The sequence below is a fragment of the Metallosphaera javensis (ex Sakai et al. 2022) genome, from assembly GCA_021654415.1.
In the GTDB taxonomy this organism is placed as follows: domain Archaea; phylum Thermoproteota; class Thermoprotei_A; order Sulfolobales; family Sulfolobaceae; genus Metallosphaera; species Metallosphaera javensis.
The window spans coordinates 1,043,828-1,061,193 of the sequence record AP024487.1 but is presented as its reverse complement, the minus strand read 5'-3'; the positions used below and the strand labels follow the sequence as shown (position 1 = coordinate 1,061,193).

Here is a 17,366-nt window from a genome sequence, read left to right as displayed (position 1 = left end):
AGGAATTTTCTAGGTTCTCCATAACTCGCGTTAATACCTTTTACCTCACGCTTTCACCGTCGGGCGGGCTATAATCAGTGCCCTCACCGTTCATCACCTTCTGGATCAGTCTCATTGACTTCTTTCTGGAGAGGACCTTGTTGTTGTTTCCGCAGTACGGGTCAAAGATGCACTTGGGACACCCGTCCTCGCAGTCGCATCCCTTCACTATGTCCAGCGCAATGTCGTATGCCGACTCCAGACGCTGATAGAGAAGACGTGACACCCCGTTACCTCCTATTGTTGAGTCGTAAATTACCACATGTCCGGAGGGATAGCTTATTCCTGACAGGTCAGTGATGGAACCTCCCGCAACCACCCTCCCGGCTGCTATAAGAACGTGTTCAGTAGCGTGATAGGCCTCCATTGATGAAAGGAGATCCCAGTCCTCCAGGATGGGGTGCTTTATTATGAGACCCTTGGTGTCATAGGTGAACTCTATGGGCTCCTCGTACTCCACTTCGGCTCTGGGCTTCTCCCTTTTTGAGTAGTAGTCATACACTACGTAACCCACTACCGAGACAGTGACCTTGATTTCGCCGTACTTCACTGGAAGACCAAGAACCTTTCTGCTCTCTACCTCCCTGAACTCTTTCATATCAACCTTGTAAAGGGGTTTAGTGTAATAGTCCTGGTCATCTGTCATCTTTTCAACCCTTGCCTCTAGACTCTTCAAGTCTAGACTCTTCACATGATAGCTCCTTTTGGAGACCAAATAGGCGGCGCCTGGATATAGGTCAAAGAGGGCTGCAGGTAACTCCCTCTCTCCAATCTTTTTCTGCTCAATTACGTCCACGATGGGACCTGCACTTCTTAGGGAGCTTGACCTGACGAAGCTCGCAGTTCTGGGGGTAGAGTAATAGGTACCTCCCCTCTCCGTGATTATGCCCTCCTTCACCAGTTCGTCAAGGGCCTTCACCCACAGGGATGGGAGCTCGTTTCTCCTAACCCCGTACTTCTCGAGTACATAGGCCGAAGCGTGGACCTTCAATACCTCCAAGTTGGTATTATCAAAGGTTATGGGGGTGAGCTTCCTGTTGAAGAACTCGTGAGGTTTTCTGAGGAAATAGGAATCAATGGGGTTATCCCCCATAATAGTGAAGACTAGGCCAAGCCTGTTTCTTCTTCCCGCCCTTCCCGCCCTCTGTAGATACTTGGGGTAACTGGGCGGGTTTTCACTCATGATCACCGCGTCTAGGCTACCAATATCAATTCCAAGTTCCAGGGTGGGGGTAGCCACCACTCCCTGAAGCTCTCCCTCCCTTAACTTCTTCTCCACCTCAACCCTTTCACTCGCGAGGATGCCGGCCCTGTGGACTGCTAGGTTTGCCCCAAATCTTTCGGCCATTTTGGCCAGCCTCTCGGCCATCTGCTGAGAGTCCACGAAAACGAGTATCCTTAACCCTTCCTTCACCATGAGACCTGCCAGATAGGCCGAGATTGTCCATCTGCTGATCCCATTTGAGGCAACCAGTGCGTGAATGGCCATTCCACGTCTTCTTGGAACTCCCCGGATCACCTTTCCCTCAACCCCAAAGAGCTCGTTGAGGAGTAGGGGTGTTGCCTCCACAGTTCCGCTTGCACCAATCACGTGGATCTCCCCGTTAAGCTCCCTGATCCTATCCAGGATTCGTCGAAGGTGAGATCCTAGGACGCCGTCATAAACATGCATCTCATCCACCACGTAATGATCTGCGCTCCTGATCAGGGACCTGAATCGTGGAGAAAGGGAAAGTCCCAGGTGGATCATGTCTGGGTTGGTGATGAGGATCTCTGGCGGATTCTCGTAAATCTCCTCCCTTACCTTTTGGGGAGTATCACCATCCAGAACCTCTATCCTCACCTCAGAGAGGTCCTTGGTAAGCCACTTCATTCTGACCAGCTGATCCCTGGCAAGCGCCTTTGTGGGGTATATCAGGACGGATCTTTCTCCCTTCAATACCAGCTGTAATAGGGGAATAAAGAAGGCCTCGGTTTTACCCGTCCCCGTGCCGGATATTATGGCAAGATTTTCACGGTTGAGTATTGCCTCCATGGCCTCCCATTGATATCTGTAAAATCTCTCTATCCCCGCTTCTCTCAAATTTCTCACAATTCTGGGATCCAGCGAACTCTCAGTAACTGGGGGCCCCATTTCTGGATCCAAGGCCGTCTCGGTGTAAACGTGAGCTACACTTGCACCCATGAGCTTTAGCGACTCAGAAACTTTCTCCAGAATTTCCATGCACTTTATAAATTGATACCCACAGCTAAAAGCATGTCAGAAATAGTGAGCAATGAGAGGGACCTGTCCTCACTACTCGAGAGAGAAAGGGGAAAACCAAGGATAACCGTCGTGGTCGACAGGACGCTCATCACCACATGCATTCCTGTGATAAAGAAATATAGCTACGCCTTGATCGACGCAGAGGACCTCCCTAACGGCTTCTTTAAGTTAACCCTTGAATTTAGAAATGGACGCTAGTTTTTTCCCCACGCTATTTCAATTCTCTTTAGGTAGGTTATTTAACTTTCAGGTGATAAGTTGGACTTGTGGCAGGTATTATCTTCTCCGCCGTGTCTAGGACCAGGAGAATTGACCCACCTAAACAGGTGATAAAGGTTACAGGTATCCAGGATCTAATGAGGGGTGGGACGCCCAGATATGAGTACTTTAGAGGGGAGCAAGGTGACACCATCCTTGACCTCACGGACCAGAGGGGAATTGAGGACCTGGGTGACAGGGTGAGGGTCCTACCTGGAACTCCCTGGGCTGATCTCCTCAAGTACAACCTCGAGGTTTTCGGACTGGAGGATACTGCAGTGGGTGGATCGGTGCACTTTGAGGACGGAGGCTTTGGTTTCAACGAGTTCGGACCCATAAGGAAAAGGGTTGAGGTGGAGGGAGTAATCAATGGGCAAGAGTATCGCGGTCCCTTTAGGGGCGGGGTCATATCGGCAGTTATCATCAGAAAGGACCCGAGACCCCTTTCGTACATGAAGCTGGATAGGAGCTTTGATTTCGTACTTAACAGGGTAAAGTACTGGTTTAGCACTGGAATTCCTCCATTTCGAGATATCACCATCTGGAAGAAGGGAAATTCGACCTCCCTTCTAGTAGCGTTTCCTCTGTCTAGGCAGGAGCTTTTGAAGGACAAGCTGGAGGAGATGTCTCCCACTAGGCCCTACTCCTTCTCCATGGGTAACTACAGGTTCAGGTACTTTGGATCCGTGAAAACCATGGATCTCGATTCCCCCATGTTTTCCGAGGCGGAGGAGCTTATACTCTTCGTCAGGAAGGATATAACCAAGTTTGTGGCCCTCTCCAATAAACCGCTTAACCTGTCCCTGACTCTTGATCCCTTCTCAGATACCAGCTCGCAGGACCTTTTCTCCGGTTGCATACTATGTGGTAAATGTGTGAACGTTTGCCCACATGCTAGCCAGAGGGGAGATAAGGACTACTCCCCCATGGGCTTCTTCGTTTCTGGGATGCAAAAGGAGTACGCCAACTGTCACCTTTGCGGTAAGTGCGACGAGGTTTGTCCAGCTTCCCTAAATATTGTATCAAAATTGAGAGAAAAGGCAACCTTTAGAAAGATTTCACTCGATATTTCCCTTTCCTTACCAAGCAGGAAGTCGCTCGTAATAACTCCCATTTCCAGGGAGCTAGTGGAGAACGCGATAAAAATAATTGGTTTCTTCTATAGACAGGGAATCAAGCTGGGCATAATTACCCTAAATGTATCTCTAGACGAGCTAATTAGGGGTAGCGAGCTCAACGTTCCTGAAGGAGTAGAGGAACTCTACGTGCTGACCCCAGAGGAGCGACTCTATTTACTCTCATCTAAGCCCAAGACTGTAACAGACGTCTACTTTCTCTTCGACGTATTACCCAGCGGTGTCAGGTCCAAAATTCTAAGTAAGAGGGTTCACAAAACATGCATGTATAAGGGAACTATGAACGGAGACGAGAAATGTAGCTTTGCCTTTCTTGAGATGTTGAATGGAGAACCTTCCACCAGATCCGAGGTATCCTCTCAAGTTACACTATGTCCCTTAGCCTCTAAGAAACTTGGCATACCGAGCTACATAGATGAGCTAGAGGAGGTAAAGGTAGAGGATGCAGACAAACTGGTTGAAGAGATTTCTGGCCTCCTCACCAAGAATAAGGCAATCCTCGAGGACTTGACATGGTATGACGGCCTGGACGATAGTATAAGGGCAGAATTCATCAGAGGACTTTTGCGTAATTACATATTTGGAAAGGATCCAGCAACTACCATAAAAATGTACGTGAAGTTACTACAGGAAAACGCGTTAGAAGACAACGAGATAAAGTCAATCCTGGTGGAAGAAATAAAGAAAGCTATAAGTGCAGATTCACTGGGTTGACCTAGCTAAGAAGGCTAGATGAGGGGCCTCGGGGAGTATTAGTTTCTCCATCCCCAGTTTCACCGCGTCTGGCGATCCCGGGAGCATGTATATTATTTTCCCCCTGAGGATTCCAGCACTGGCCTTTGTGAGGTAAGATGCAGGTCCAACCTTGGGATCGGAAAGGCTCAGCGTCCTAAACACATCTCCAAAGCCCTCAACTTCCCTATCCAGGATCCCCCTGACGCTTTCCACCGTAACGTCTGAAGGCGTGTATCCTGTACCTCCAGTGGAAACTATAACATCAACTCCCTCAGTCAGAACAGCATCTATGACCGCCTTAAGGATCCTAACCTTGTCGTCCGGGACAAGTGAGTAACCCTTCAGTTCATGTCCGTGGGAAATGATAAGCTCCTTTATTCTGTCGCCCGACTCGTCCACAACAGGTTCCTTTCTGGACATCTTCTGATACCTTGAGGTGCTCACGGTAATCACGTAAAAACCGAGTTTTTTTGGGGCCATCTCCCTATGGCTCTCATGAGCGTGGGTCATTGGAATCAAGTTAAATACCCATTAACTCCATAAAAGGATTATGAACAAGGTAGCCACAATATTGGTTGGGATTGCACATTCAGTGTCAGGACTACTGGCCTTGCTGAGCATACCGTTCTCCGTGCTGGGTGGCCTTTCCCTCGGTAAGGTCTCATCAATTGTGGGTCTCTTCCTGGCAGTATATTTCATAACTGGAATAGCGATGGTGTATGAAACGTATGTAACCGTGAGTGAGGCAAGTTCCCTTTACTCCTCAACACTTGAGAAGTTCAGGTCCTATGTGGAGTCCCATCCCGTGAACTCTCCCGTTTATCTGTATGGCTATCAGAACCTGAGAGTTCTGACTCCTCCCAAGGATAGTCAGGTGAAGATGTTCTTGCTTCTATTGCTATTCTCGGTGATCAATCAAATACCCTTCCTCAACGTGATACCCCTTACTTACTACCTTGGTAGAGAGTACAACAGGATAAGAAACCTCATGTTGCTTCAGAACCAGTTGGGATTGGGTGGGAAATATGTTCCGGATCAGGTGGGTATGGAGATACTCACCATAATAACCAATGGTTTTACCTTTGGGTTCATGGTGAACAGGTTAAATTCCCTTTCCCAGGCCCTAGTATTTTCACCTCCTCCGCAAGATCAAGGTCTAAGTCCAGGAAGTCCCTTCTATGGAGGAGGAGCCCCCTCACCTTAAGGATGGACCCCTCAGGTATTTCTGTGAACCTCGTTCTGAAGCTGGTCAGGACCATACCCCCGGAGGTCAGGTACTTCACCGGCAGGGAGAAGGGCTTCAGTGCCCTCTCCACCACAACGGTACCGTTGAATTTTTCCGAGTATCTTACTTCTCCAAAATCCTCACACTCAACGATCTTGAAGGTGTAGGGATAACCCCTGAATTTTCCCTCCAGAATTCTGTGTAACTTCAGATCCAGGAAGTCCCTAGAGTCGAGGACCTCAACCTCCACGGGATTAATCTCGTTAAGAGGAGAAGTTATTCCTCTCCTTCTTAACTCAGCCAGCACCTCATAGTTTCTCGGATTGGTGCTCAACAGGTCTAAATCGCCTCCATTTCCAAGATAGAGGAAACTGCCTGTGATACCAACGTCATGAAAGTGATCCATGAACTCCTGCAGATGCGGATCGGTCACTTTCCTCGTGAAGGGGTTCAGAATCTGGCTATCCTTCAGGGGCACCAGGGGAACCTTGAATCCTATCTCGGCAACGTACTTCAGGTAATGGGGAAAATGCTCCCTCACCACCTCCATTCCCTCCCTCAGCGTCTTTATCTTCCTTCCCTTGAAGTACTTGGGCGTCGCCACGGCGTAGCCATCGGGATGATGACACCCCTTTACTGACCAGATAGCACCTCCGTGTTCAAGCATAAAGCCCTCGAATACTTCCATAATCTTATATCTCACAGGAGTTTCAAAAACTTCGTTGAAGTTCGTCATAGTTGGAAGGGGAATCCTTGGAAGTTCGCTTTATCACATGTTGAGGAAACTGGGCCACGACGTGGTGGTAGTGGAGTCAGGGGAGAGAAGGGTCTTTCCCAGTCTCATTCATTCACTTCTCCTCAAGGATAAGGACATTGAACTGGCGAGGATGAGCCTAGATTTCTATAGAGAGTTCTCAGTTCCCATGAGGGAGTTCGTCTCCATAACCCTTGGGAAGATTGGCAAGGATGTATTAAACTCTTGGGAGAGGGCAGGAGTAGAGATCGGGGAGACGTACGTGGACTGGCTCAAGAGTGATGGAATTGTTGCTAGAGGAGGGGATAGGCTGGTTTACGTATCCAAGTTAATATCTTCGGTTCCCTTCGTACGGGGGAAGGCCAAGGTGGATCTACTCCAGGAGAAGGTTTACCTTGATGGGAAAGAGCTTCACGCCGATAGGTATCTGGTGGTCGCTGGGCCCTGGAATCCGTGTCTTCTCAAGGTGAAATCTAAGAGTTACTATTGTTGGGCAACGCTGGTGGCCAGCAGGATGAGGGAACTGGGTAATCATTTCGTCTACGACTACGAGAAGGGGTTCTACTCCAGACCCCTCCTGGGACTTGGAACAGGAATAGCCATAGTGGGAGACGGAAGGGCCATAGAGTCTCCCCCTGGAAGAAGGATTACGGTGCAGGAGGACGAAGTTCTGGATAGGGCAAGGGAGAGACTGGGTTCCCTAGTTCCGCTCTATACTGCCGGAGAATTCTGTGAAGGAACCCCGGACATGAGACCAGCCTATGGCCCAATTACTGATAGAGTCCTCTATGCAGGTGGTTTAGACGGATACGGGGCAGAGGTGGGACCAGGGCTGGCCAAGCTACTAGTGGACTTTATCGTGAGAGGGGAGAAGGTCCAGGAGTACTTCCTAGATAGGTTTTCCCATGTAACAAGCTTCACCATTGGGAGGGAGCCACACGAGATATGAGAGTTAAAGGAAGGGGGATATCGATCTGGTGAAGGCCCAGTTTTCCCCAACTTATGAAAATGTGATTGTAAGCTGGGACTTAGAGGACCTCATTGAGAGAGATGGCACGAAAATAAGGATAATTCCACTGTGGAAGTTCCTCCTCAAATTAGAGACGAAAGAGGTCCTAGGTTTATCTCTTTGGAGGTTAAGGAGGCGGAAGACTCCATCGTGAGGTGGGGATGGATAGCTCGAAGAAAAATGATAACATACGTAAATCTACTGTGGCCTGCTAAACCCCTTCGTGCGGTCACATGGGATGGCCACCTAGGGATGGAACCAAAGTCAAGCTTGAGGATACCAATGCCTCCGTGCCCCTCCCGCACGGGGGCGTCAAGGATGGATTCCATTCGACGCTGTGGGTGGAGGGGATCGAGCGTGGTCAATGAACCAAGAAGCCCCATTGTGAGGCTGGGGCAGTTCACACCTTGTAATTCCTCCTGACCCATAGACTAACTGGAGTTCAACTGCTGTCGTTAGATAATTCCTCGTTCAATTTTTGAAAACACATTTATAATGGCTAAAAAAGCTGATATTTCGTGAACAGGTCCAGAGCGATAGCCATAGCTGTTGTAATAGTGGTTGTAGTTGGTTTTCTTTCCCTTTACATTTCAAAGATATATGTAACCAACGCTCAGTCTATTCCTCCGGGCCAGTTCGTAAAGGTCAGCAATCAGGATCTGGCACCAAAGGGGAAAATTATAATCGTTGAGCAGTCCTGGATAGGTTGCCCAGTTGGCGCTGCTGCCTCTTGGTCAATCTATGACGCCCTAAAGAATTACGGAAACTTCAGTTATCAGTTACATTACTCTGATCCCCTTCACAGTCCGGCCAGCATACCCGGTCTCATCTTTACCCAGTTCAATTCAACCTCAGTTGTTCAATTCTACGTGGCTTACGTATATAACGAGTATCTGAATGCCTCATATAACGGTACCCCAATACCACAGGGTCAACTGGTTCAGGCAGGAGAGCAAATCTTGGAGCATGAGTACTCTGAAATGGGATTATCTCCCCAGGTCGCTCAACTTGTAATAAAGTACGAGACCCAGGTTCCGGTGACCAGCTACGGGAAACCATCAGCTCTTTATGTTAATCCGCCCCACCTGAATTTCGCCATACTGATCTCAGGACCTGGAGGAACATATATTGTGACCACGCCCATTGTTAATCCCAACATCCTTTCAGGTTACAGTCCGCAATACGTTTTAACTCACATTGACCAGTTTCCCCAGTTAATTCAAGGAGCCCAACTCATTCAAAATGCCACCCTAGAGGCCGCAGGCCCACTTGCCTCTCAGTGCCCCACCTGACTTTTGAAAAATTTCCATTTTTACCCCTCTAGTACTATTTATGAATATACAGCCAATCTAATAGTTTTCATTCTTATAACTCTATTCCTTGATTTTAAACCCAAATAAACGAAAAGTTTAAAGAGTATAAATCTTATAATAATTATGCTGACCTTATGATAGTACTTTCCAAGAGCGGGTCAACTGATCATTCCACCGAGGCCATTAGGTTAATTATGTCGGACCCCCAGTTCGTGATACCTAGGCTCTTCCCAACAGTCAGGAGGCTCGAAGTTTCAGGAAAGTCGTTCTCTGCCATGGCCAAGTATATGTTTTTTGATCACGAAGTGAAGGGAAATGTGTTCGTATCCACCAGCGAGATCGTATATCCGTTCACGTTATCCCATGGTGACAACCTTGGTACAGGGAGGTTGATTATCTCATTAAGACAGGGCGAGCTTTCGATTAAGCTGGAGTATGAGGGCTGGATGGAACGCTTCTCCAAGGGTCTATTGCAGGGATGGCTAGACAAATTCATGGATGGGTTAGAGGAGGACCTGAGATTGGAAAGAATTAAGAGAAAATTGTAAAAAGGGTTAATAATTTGCAAAAGACTCACGTGAATAGCCAAATCTTTTAATCTCTGATGCGAGTGTAGTGTCGGATGCTAATAACACTCAATGACGTGATAATAGGGGTCATCTATGTTGTCTGGGTAGGACTTGTGACCCTGAAGCTTTCGAAATTGGTCGCAAAGAAAACGAATACGTACGTGGCAAGAAAGTTCATACACATGGCTGGGGGAGGAGTGGTCGCCATCACCTCTCCCTTCCTTCTATCCTCCCCGCTTGTGGTGATAGTCGCCTCCTACCTAATGACGAGTTATCTGCTAATCAGGAGATTGAGACAACCTATGTCTTGGTTCCAGGAGTCTGACAATATGGGGGAGGTATTCTTCTCCTTCTCCTTTGGTACCATTCTGCTGATAATGTGGGTCCTAGAGCCCAACTTCTGGCAACTGGGAAACAGGTACCTCTATGTAGCGCTGTTACCCCTGATCTTCATGTCCTTTGGGGATGGGGTTACAGGGATAGTGAGGAACTACGTTTACGGGAGAAGGTTTAAGGGGTTCTGGGGATCGGTGGGAATGCTGGTGTTGACAGCACCTCTTGGATATGTCCTCCTGTCTGTTCCCGGACTGTTGTCTGCGGTTATTGCGACCGCGGTGGAAATCCTGCCCCTCCTGGACGATAATCTCAGCGTGTCCTTCCTGTCCTTCGCGTTCCTACTGGCCGCAGTGAAGTTAGGTTAAACGTGGTATCAGGAATGGGAAACGTTCCTCATCGGTCAGTAAACCGTCACGTCATCACTGTTTAACTTTATTGGGCTGAAGAGTTAAAACGGTTTCCAATGATATCATGGCTTCTCGGGTCCAAGCTCCCTGAATGGGAGTACTTGAGGGACCTGTTTCAGGACGTGGAGAACGCAGCGGTTTACGCTTCGCAGGAGGATGTCGTGGAGCTGGTGAAGATGTCTGATATAGATCCATTGCACTCTCAGGTAACGGTGTTGATACATCCAAAAAACATTGAAATCATGAAGGTGGGCTATCTCAAGCTCAGGAACTATGTGGCGTTTCCCGTGATGAGGTTGGAAGATTTGAGGGCAATGGTCTCCATGAAGGGGTGGAGAGCCATTGAGTACTATGACTCCTGGGAATTTCAGGGAGGATGGATACTTTACGACTGCGTTGGATGTGAGGAGGAACAGAGGAAGCAACTAAAGATAGATTTCAGAGACCGAGGGGCCGTGGAGACGCATATAAGGATCTGGAAGATGTTCCGCGTCAAGGAACACACTCACGGAAAATCACTTTAGATAAGGATGGACCATTTATTGTGTGCAGATTTTCCGCTATTCCCTGATTAATGGGGAACTTTATCCTGACGAAAAGGGAGAGGTGCTGGTTTTCGTTGACGGCTCCTTGGTCTCAGTCCTCTCAGGTGATAGAAGGGTTGAGAATCCGGTATTTCACCTCTCTAGGGAGGAGGCCTCCCTGGTGCAACAGGTGAAGAAGCTCTCCCAACTCACGGGAGTTGATGTGGATCTCCTTCCCGTGCTGGCCTATCCTGGAAAGGCCAGGCTCATCTCCCTGAACAGGGTCATGGGCTATATTTTCGAGGAGTTCGTGTACAGGACCCTATCTCACCAGTTTAAGGTGGAGAGACACGTAAAGACCTTCGAGTCGCTATTCAGGCTCACGGGCGAGAGATATCACAACATCCCGGATATGCTGGTCGAGGGAAGAATTCCCGTAGAGGCCAAGATATCCTTCTATAACTACGATCAGCTACAGGAGTACTCCACCAGATTTCCCACAGGTGCCCTGGTATTACCCTACTCCTCCAGCTGTAGGGTGCCCAGTGGATGGAGATACTTCACCAATTTCCTCGTGGATCAGAAACCTCTACTGAACTGGCTTCATTCTCTTTTACTTGTTTAAGTAAATTTTCTTCAATCATTCCGAAACATTTTTATGTTGGCTAAGTAATAGCCCGCATGGAACTCGGAACCCCATTGGTGGGAAATGGAAAGAAGATTCTGCTTCTGGGAAGCGGAGAGCTGGGAAAGGAGATGGTAATAGAGGCACAAAGGATGGGAATAGAGACTGTGGCCGTGGACAGATATGATATGGCACCTGCAATGCACGTTGCCCACAGAAAGTACGTTGTGGACATGCTCAACGGCAACGCAATTAGGACAATAGTAAAGAGGGAGAATCCAGATGCAGTGATAGCGGAGATAGAGGCAATAGATACCGATGCCCTACTGGACCTAGAAGATCAGGGTATGAGGGTAATACCGAATGCCAATGCCGTTAAAACGTGCATGAACAGGATGCAGTTGAGGAAGCTGGCAGCGGAGAAGGTTGGCGTGCCCACAACTAGGTATGCCTTTGCCAGCGACGAGGAGGAGGCCAGAAGGGCATGTAAGGAGGTTGGATTTCCCTGCCTCCTGAAACCCGAGATGAGCTCCAGCGGTCACGGACACGTACTGGTGAAATCTGAGGATGAGGTGGAGAAGGGGTTTAGGGAGTCGGTATCCCACGCCAGAGGTAAGAGCAGAACCGTGATAGTTGAGGAATACGTCAAAGTGGACACGGAGCTCACAGTTCTTACTTACCGTCACATGAACAACGGATCCATAGAGACTAGGACGCTGGAACCCATAGAGCATCAGAGGCCCAGTTACTACTACGTGGAATCCTGGCAACCATCCACTGTCAGCCAAGAGGTGATTGCTAGATCGAGGGAATATGCCACCAGGGTGGTTAACGAGCTGGGAGGGCTTGGGATATTCGGAGTGGAGATAATTGTCACGGGGAACAGGGTACTTTTCAGCGAGGTATCGCCGAGGCCTCACGACACGGGGCTAGTTACCTTGGCAAGTCAGGACATAAGTGAGTTCCAGATTCACGTCAGGGCGGCGCTTGGTCTACCCATACCACAGGTGAGGGTTCTGACACCAGCAGCATCTCACGTGATCCTTGCCCAGTACGAAACCTGGGCCCCATCCTATCTAAACGTGGAAAAGGCGCTCTCCATCCCGGGAGTGCAGGTGAGGCTGTTCGGTAAGCCCTCCACTTATGATAAGAGGAGAATGGGCGTAGTCCTTGCTAACGGCAATGACGTAAACGAGGCAAGAGAGAAGGCTAGGAAAGCCTCTTCCCTGATTCTAGTCAAGTGATCAAATCCCGTGTACCTTTTTTACCTTCTCCACAACCTCTTTGACCCTCTCCATTATATACGAACTTGAGGACGTGAAACAGCAGTCGTGTAGAGATTCAACCTCCTGTTCACCTATCCCCGCCAGTTCAGCCACTGAGATTGTCCACACTCTAGCCGTGGCGTCATAATTGTAGCCTCCCCCTCCAAGTAGGAGGATTTTCCCCGTCCCCTTGTGCGCGAAGTCATGTATTCTCTTAATGAGTGCCAGGTAGCCTCTGGTACTTAACTTAAGCTCCACAAGTGGATCGTCAAAGTGCGAGTCTCCCCCTTCCTGAACAATTATGGCCTCTGGTTGAAATCTATCTAGAAGGGGAATAACCACATTATCGAAGGCGTAAAGATAAGCGTCATCTGCAGTCCCAGGTGGCAGGGGGACGTTAACTGTGTAGCCCTTTCCCTCACCGGTACCAATTTCGTTGATCTCTCCGGTTCCAGGGAAAAACCCCCTATGATACATGTGAAGGGATATCTTCAATACGTTAGGATCATCGTAAAGCAATGCCTGAGTTCCATCGCCGTGATGTCCGTCCACGTCAACAATGGCTATCCTCTTAAAGAACTTCTCCCCCTCCTTGGCAGCTATGGCCACATCGTTAAATACGCAGAACCCTGAGGCCGAGCCCCACTGGGCATGATGCAGGCCTCCCCCAACGTTAACCGCGTGGTCATATCCCTGTGCCAGCAATCTAATCCCCGTGACGCTCCCCATGACTCTCCTCAGGGCGCTCTCAAAGACTCCCTTAAACGCGGGAGTATCACCGTAATCAAGTAGTCCTTCCCCATCCCGACTCTTCACCTTCACGAAATCCACGTAATCCTTAGAGTGCACGGTCAGAAGAATGTTCTCGTCATCAGGATCTGGTTTCCTCATTTCCACGTGGTGAAAGAACCCCCTCTCTTCCATGTACCTTTTGGCCCTGCTCTCCCTCAAGGACTTAAAGGGGTGCTCCCCCGGAAAGGAGTAATCGAGGTAAGCGTCATCCCAAACGAAAACAGTTCTGTGCATCCTAGTAGCTTTTATAATCAGATTAATAAAAGATTACACGTGACATCATGAGCGCCTCAGAACTCATGGTGAGCCCATCCCTAGTTGCAAATTCCAACGACAGGCTCAGGGATGTGCTCAATAAAATGAAGGAAACTAATCAATGGGTTGTTCCAGTTGTCAACAGCAGGAAGCTAGTTGGTATTCTCTCCTTCAAGGAACTTATCAGGAGAAGAGTTAATCTGGAGACAAGGATCATAAACGTGGCCTCTCCAGTGGTTTCCCTCTCCAAGAAGGATGATTTCAACAGGGTAATAGTCAAGTTCTACACAACCAAGGCAAGGGCAATCCCGGTCACTGATGATTCCAGAAACCTCCTGGGATTAATCACAAGGGAGCAGGTCCTCTCTCACCTTCTGAACTCAGGTCAGCTAGAGACTGGGAGAGCGAGGGAATTCATGAGCTCACCGCCTGTTACCCTTTCCCCGGAAGACTCGGTGGCCAAGGCTAGGTGGATAATGGTTCGTGACAACATCTCAAGGATTCCGGTGGTCCAAGACAGGAAACTAGTGGGGATAGTTACCACGAGGGACATTGTGAACGCCCTCTACACTCCCTTGAGCGAGAGGAAGAGGGCCTCCATCCTGAGCGAGGAGGAAAGGGTGATGGCAAGCCCGCTAAAGGAGATCATGGTTTCCCCCGTGATCACGGTGTCCGGTGCGGATCTCCTCAAGGATGTGGCCCAGAAACTACTGAAGAACAAGATCTCAGGAGCCCCAGTCATGGAGGGTGACTTCGTCTCAGGAGTTATCAGTGGAATAGATGTGATAAAGTCCCTCGAGTCCAAGTTCCAGCTATCAATGCCCATAGAGGCCAAACTCACCTCAGGTCTGAGGAACAAGGAGCTGAAGGCACAGCTGGATGGAGTTCTGGAGAGATATCTATCCAAGCTTGAGAAGTTCGTGGACATAAATAACTTCAGGGTGTCCTTCAAGGAGGAGGCCTCAAGTCAGGGCAAACCCCTCTATAAGGTCTCGGTTAACGTGTCCACCAAGATAGGAAATTTCGTGGCAAACGACAGTGATAGGGATCCGGTTGCAGCAGTGAAGAGGGCCGTGGATACGTTGGAGCAAAGGTTAATAAAAAGATTAAAGAGAATCCAGGAAAAAAAGGGTGACAAGGAAGAGGTAATTTGAAAATAGCCATAGTGCAACCCACCACCGTAGAGTCAGCGCTTCGTAACACAGAGAAGGCATTGGAGAGCGGATCGCAGGTAGTCCTTTTACCTGAGAAGTGGGTGAAGACCCTAGACGACCTTCCCTTGGCTGAGTTTCAACGATTGGCTGTAAAGTACACCGCTTTCATTGTTCCTGGTGCAGTAGAGGACGAGGTTTCAGTCATTTCTCCCATAATAACGCCCAGGGGACAGATTGCAGGCATAGCAAAGAAAATTCATCTTTTTGGGAATGAGAAGGGAAAGCTCATACCTGGAACCACGCTATATTACTTCACCGTGAATGGGGTCAGGATAGGCATAGTCATATGTTACGATCTCGACTTCCCCGAGGTTCCTAGGGCTCTGTTCTCCAAGGGAGTTGAAGTTCTCTTGGTCCCATCCAAGATTCGCAGAGAGGGTATGGATAAGTGGAGGGAATATGTGAGGATGCGTGCACTGGAGAATAGGATAGCAGTGATCAACGCAAATGCGGTTGAGCTTCCAAACTTCGTGGGAGGAAGTATTGCAGTGGTTCCCTACAGGAGAGGAGAAATAGTGGATGTGAAAGCTGTAGCGGAGATGGGAGAGGAGGACGGTTTCGTCACCGTGGACATTGACCCAATGAGTTATTTTCATCTAAGGTTAGATAGACTGAGGGAGTTGGTACAGTTCTCGGTGGAGGAGCTGAGCACTGGTTAGATAGTCGTTCTTGAGGGGTCTGTGTTGACCTCATCTTTCATGCTAATTGTGTAGGCTAGTTATGGGTCCTAATGGAAATCACAATGTCGACGTCCTACTGAACTTAAGCGAGCTCTTTAGTATTGTGAAACAATTGTTCACCACACGATTTGTCCTTACGGACAGGTTTCCCGTCGTTAAGTTCGGTACATGTGTCAATACAACTTAGCCCAATATCATTACCTTACGTTCGATAACTTACCTGAGATCCTTCACGTCCTCTGTTGTGTAAGACCTTATCTTGGGCTTAAGTAAGCCTATCCAATCCTCCACTAGATCGCAGTACTCTCCAATCACCAGTCCTTTTCCGCATAACACATTATCCCTAGTAACGCCTGCCACGTAATCCGCGGCCGAGATCCATATATCCCTGTCCTTCCCTGACAGGTCCACAACTACATAGGGCCTTAAATGTTTGGCAATCTTGATCCATTTATAAAGATTTGTGGCAATGAACTCCTTGTCGCTGGACGTGAATAGGGGGACCCTATCATACACTACTTTTATCTTCGAGGAGCCGGGGATACTAATAATCAATTCGCCCAAGTGATTTGCAATCAACTTACCGTAAGTCTCTATCACTAGGTTCTTTATGTCCTCGTGCTTCTCAATTATCACTGAGATGGAAGAGACATACGGCGAGATCGACTCTATGAACAAACCCTTTACGTTGAGCCCCCGTGGATCATTCTTCTTGGGTCTATCAGCTGAATACTTGAAGATCCTCATTTCATTGAAGAGCTTTAGTGAGACGTTCTCATACGCCGTTGAAAACTGTTTCCATAAAGGTGTGAAGTTTAAATACTCTGCATTCAATATATTTCTTAGATCCCTACCCTAGATGTGGATGATAAATTCCCGAATAGTGGTGGGGGAAGGAAAAAGAAACGTAAGATGTGGGGGTTTCCTCACCGTAAGGTGAGTGGGGTTATCCCCCTAATGGGAGTGAGAAGGATGAAGGGGTTAATCCGCGACTTCGGTGAACTCCAAGGGTCGAGAATTGAATACAAAGTTGAAATTCAATGAGACCCAAACCCCTTCCTATATCCCTCCTCGTCCTGAATTAATGCTATGCTCAGCACAAAGGGTAAGGGATCGTTGACAGAAGGATTCCCAGATTCGTCAACAGAAGCAATCATCTAGAGAGTGAAGACAAACACGTTTTAAACTTGTATCATCCTGTCCGTATCCCCGGACAGTCCCTAACAATATATTTACCAGAAAATAATTAAGGTTTTCTCCGATGGAAGCAACCTGTGTTTTGTGCCTAGAAGAATTCTCGGAGAATATAGATAAGAATGAAAAATCGGTTATCTTAGCTATCGTTTTGGTCGTTATCCTGATTATCATTTCTACCCTGTGAATTCTGATTTCCATTCCCGTGGTCTCCATGGTCATGGTCTCCATGATCTTTCATGATTCCAGGATGTATGATCAATAGCGGTTCATTACTAACGTTAAGATCTCCCTTGGGGTTCATGGACACCGTATAGAATATTTTTATGACCACCTGATAAGTTCCGTTCTGGAGCTGTATTACGTGATATGGATGATGCTCGCTCACATTGAAGGTTTGGTTATCTATAGTTATTTCCACAACGAAGCGCGAAAAGTCTTTCTTCAGCTTCTCTACATGTAATAACATTACAGTATAATTATCTGACTTAGTCAATGTAATTGTAGCATTGGTTGTGACGTTTCCTTTCATACCTGGTGTTAGATTTCCTAGATTTATATTCGCAGGTATGATAGTGATATTTTCATTTCCTTGATTTGATATTATATGATATGTTATGTAGGCTATGGGTCCAAATCCTGCCACAGAGGAAGCTGCTACCCCTGAGCCCAACAGGGCCAGGGCTATTAGACCTATGTATAGTGGTTTCATTATGCGTATCCTCTACATTCCTCTATATAAGACAAACTAGATCTCTTTCCACATTCAT

General features: G+C 48.0%; 20 protein-coding genes. 14 read left to right on the top strand and 6 right to left on the bottom strand.

Translation table 11 applies throughout. The features are described 5' to 3' along the window. Positions 1-40: 40 nt before the first annotated feature. On the bottom strand, positions 41-2,263 hold the full coding sequence (locus tag QVC96_RS06210) for a DEAD/DEAH box helicase (protein ID WP_287690263.1): 2,223 nt from the start codon (positions 2,261-2,263) through the stop codon (positions 41-43). 33 nt (positions 2,264-2,296) lie between these two features. Between QVC96_RS06210 and QVC96_RS06205 the strand changes: the two genes are divergently transcribed. Together QVC96_RS06205 and QVC96_RS06200 are read left to right on the top strand one after the other, a co-directional pair. Next, entirely contained in the window at positions 2,297-2,503 is a 207-nt protein-coding gene (locus QVC96_RS06205) for a hypothetical protein (RefSeq protein WP_287690262.1), read from the top strand. A 68-nt stretch (positions 2,504-2,571) separates the two neighbouring features. Then, entirely contained in the window at positions 2,572-4,413 is a 1,842-nt protein-coding gene (locus QVC96_RS06200; RefSeq protein ID WP_287690261.1) for a 4Fe-4S dicluster domain-containing protein, read from the top strand. Here QVC96_RS06200 and QVC96_RS06195 read toward each other — a convergent pair. Further along, positions 4,402-4,944: a MogA/MoaB family molybdenum cofactor biosynthesis protein gene (locus QVC96_RS06195; protein WP_238027158.1), complete on the bottom strand. Its 543-nt coding sequence runs from the start codon at positions 4,942-4,944 to the stop codon at positions 4,402-4,404. The two genes, QVC96_RS06200 and QVC96_RS06195, sit on opposite strands and share 12 nt — an antisense overlap. 40 nt (positions 4,945-4,984) lie before the next feature. Between QVC96_RS06195 and QVC96_RS06190 the strand changes: the two genes are divergently transcribed. Then, entirely contained in the window at positions 4,985-5,638 is a 654-nt protein-coding gene (locus QVC96_RS06190) for a hypothetical protein (protein WP_287690260.1), read from the top strand. Here the strand turns inward: QVC96_RS06190 and QVC96_RS06185 are convergent. After that, complete coding sequence (locus QVC96_RS06185; protein WP_425597982.1) at positions 5,523-6,347, bottom strand: hypothetical protein; 825 nt, start codon at positions 6,345-6,347, stop codon at positions 5,523-5,525. The genes QVC96_RS06190 and QVC96_RS06185 overlap by 116 nt on opposite strands. A 34-nt stretch (positions 6,348-6,381) precedes the next feature. Between QVC96_RS06185 and QVC96_RS06180 the strand changes: the two genes are divergently transcribed. The 8 genes from QVC96_RS06180 (at position 6,382) to purT (ending at position 12,440) form a co-directional block, all read left to right on the top strand. Continuing rightward, complete coding sequence (locus QVC96_RS06180) at positions 6,382-7,362, top strand: FAD-binding oxidoreductase (RefSeq protein ID WP_287690259.1); 981 nt, start codon at positions 6,382-6,384, stop codon at positions 7,360-7,362. A 28-nt stretch (positions 7,363-7,390) separates the two neighbouring features. Further along, positions 7,391-7,576 carry a hypothetical protein gene (locus tag QVC96_RS06175; protein WP_287690258.1) on the top strand — a complete coding sequence of 62 codons (186 nt, stop codon included), beginning with the start codon at positions 7,391-7,393 and terminating at the stop codon, positions 7,574-7,576. A gap of 364 nt (positions 7,577-7,940) precedes the next feature. Further along, a complete protein-coding gene (locus QVC96_RS06170) occupies positions 7,941-8,714 on the top strand; it encodes a DUF929 domain-containing protein (protein ID WP_287690257.1) in 774 nt (257 codons plus the stop codon). 155 nt (positions 8,715-8,869) lie between these two features. Next, complete coding sequence (locus QVC96_RS06165; RefSeq protein WP_287690256.1) at positions 8,870-9,283, top strand: DUF3211 domain-containing protein; 414 nt, start codon at positions 8,870-8,872, stop codon at positions 9,281-9,283. A 74-nt stretch (positions 9,284-9,357) separates the two neighbouring features. Continuing rightward, entirely contained in the window at positions 9,358-10,005 is a 648-nt protein-coding gene (locus QVC96_RS06160) for a phosphatidate cytidylyltransferase (RefSeq protein ID WP_287690255.1), read from the top strand. Positions 10,006-10,103: 98 nt separating this feature from the next. Beyond that, a complete protein-coding gene (locus QVC96_RS06155; RefSeq protein ID WP_238027152.1) occupies positions 10,104-10,571 on the top strand; it encodes a hypothetical protein in 468 nt (155 codons plus the stop codon). Positions 10,572-10,593: 22 nt separating this feature from the next. Further along, positions 10,594-11,196: a hypothetical protein gene (locus QVC96_RS06150; RefSeq protein ID WP_287690254.1), complete on the top strand. Its 603-nt coding sequence runs from the start codon at positions 10,594-10,596 to the stop codon at positions 11,194-11,196. A gap of 56 nt (positions 11,197-11,252) precedes the next feature. After that, entirely contained in the window at positions 11,253-12,440 is a 1,188-nt protein-coding gene (purT, locus tag QVC96_RS06145) for a formate-dependent phosphoribosylglycinamide formyltransferase (RefSeq protein ID WP_238027150.1), read from the top strand. Here the strand turns inward: purT and QVC96_RS06140 are convergent, their stop codons facing one another. Beyond that, positions 12,441-13,487, bottom strand: coding sequence for an acetoin utilization protein AcuC (locus QVC96_RS06140; RefSeq protein ID WP_238027149.1), 1,047 nt, complete (start codon positions 13,485-13,487; stop codon positions 12,441-12,443). 47 nt (positions 13,488-13,534) lie between these two features. Here QVC96_RS06140 and QVC96_RS06135 point away from each other — a divergent pair, with 47 nt between their 5' ends. Both QVC96_RS06135 and QVC96_RS06130 read left to right on the top strand, forming a co-directional pair. Next, positions 13,535-14,662 (top strand): CBS domain-containing protein, encoded by a 1,128-nt coding sequence (locus QVC96_RS06135; protein ID WP_238027148.1) that lies wholly within the window; start codon positions 13,535-13,537, stop codon positions 14,660-14,662. Then, positions 14,659-15,381: a carbon-nitrogen hydrolase family protein gene (locus tag QVC96_RS06130; protein WP_238027147.1), complete on the top strand. Its 723-nt coding sequence runs from the start codon at positions 14,659-14,661 to the stop codon at positions 15,379-15,381. Before QVC96_RS06135 ends, QVC96_RS06130 begins: the two co-directional genes overlap by 4 nt. A gap of 237 nt (positions 15,382-15,618) precedes the next feature. On the opposite strand, the gene QVC96_RS06125 is transcribed toward QVC96_RS06130, so the two are convergent. Beyond that, the gene (locus QVC96_RS06125) at positions 15,619-16,149 is read right to left on the bottom strand and encodes a hypothetical protein (protein WP_287690253.1); all 531 of its coding nucleotides are present in this window, start codon (positions 16,147-16,149) and stop codon (positions 15,619-15,621) included. A 114-nt stretch (positions 16,150-16,263) separates the two neighbouring features. Between QVC96_RS06125 and QVC96_RS06120 the strand changes: the two genes are divergently transcribed. Beyond that, a complete protein-coding gene (locus QVC96_RS06120; protein ID WP_287690095.1) occupies positions 16,264-16,446 on the top strand; it encodes a hypothetical protein in 183 nt (60 codons plus the stop codon). Positions 16,447-16,735: 289 nt separating this feature from the next. Here the strand turns inward: QVC96_RS06120 and QVC96_RS06115 are convergent, their stop codons facing one another. Further along, positions 16,736-17,308 (bottom strand): hypothetical protein, encoded by a 573-nt coding sequence (locus tag QVC96_RS06115; RefSeq protein WP_238027145.1) that lies wholly within the window; start codon positions 17,306-17,308, stop codon positions 16,736-16,738. Between the last annotated feature and the right edge of the window lie 58 nt (positions 17,309-17,366).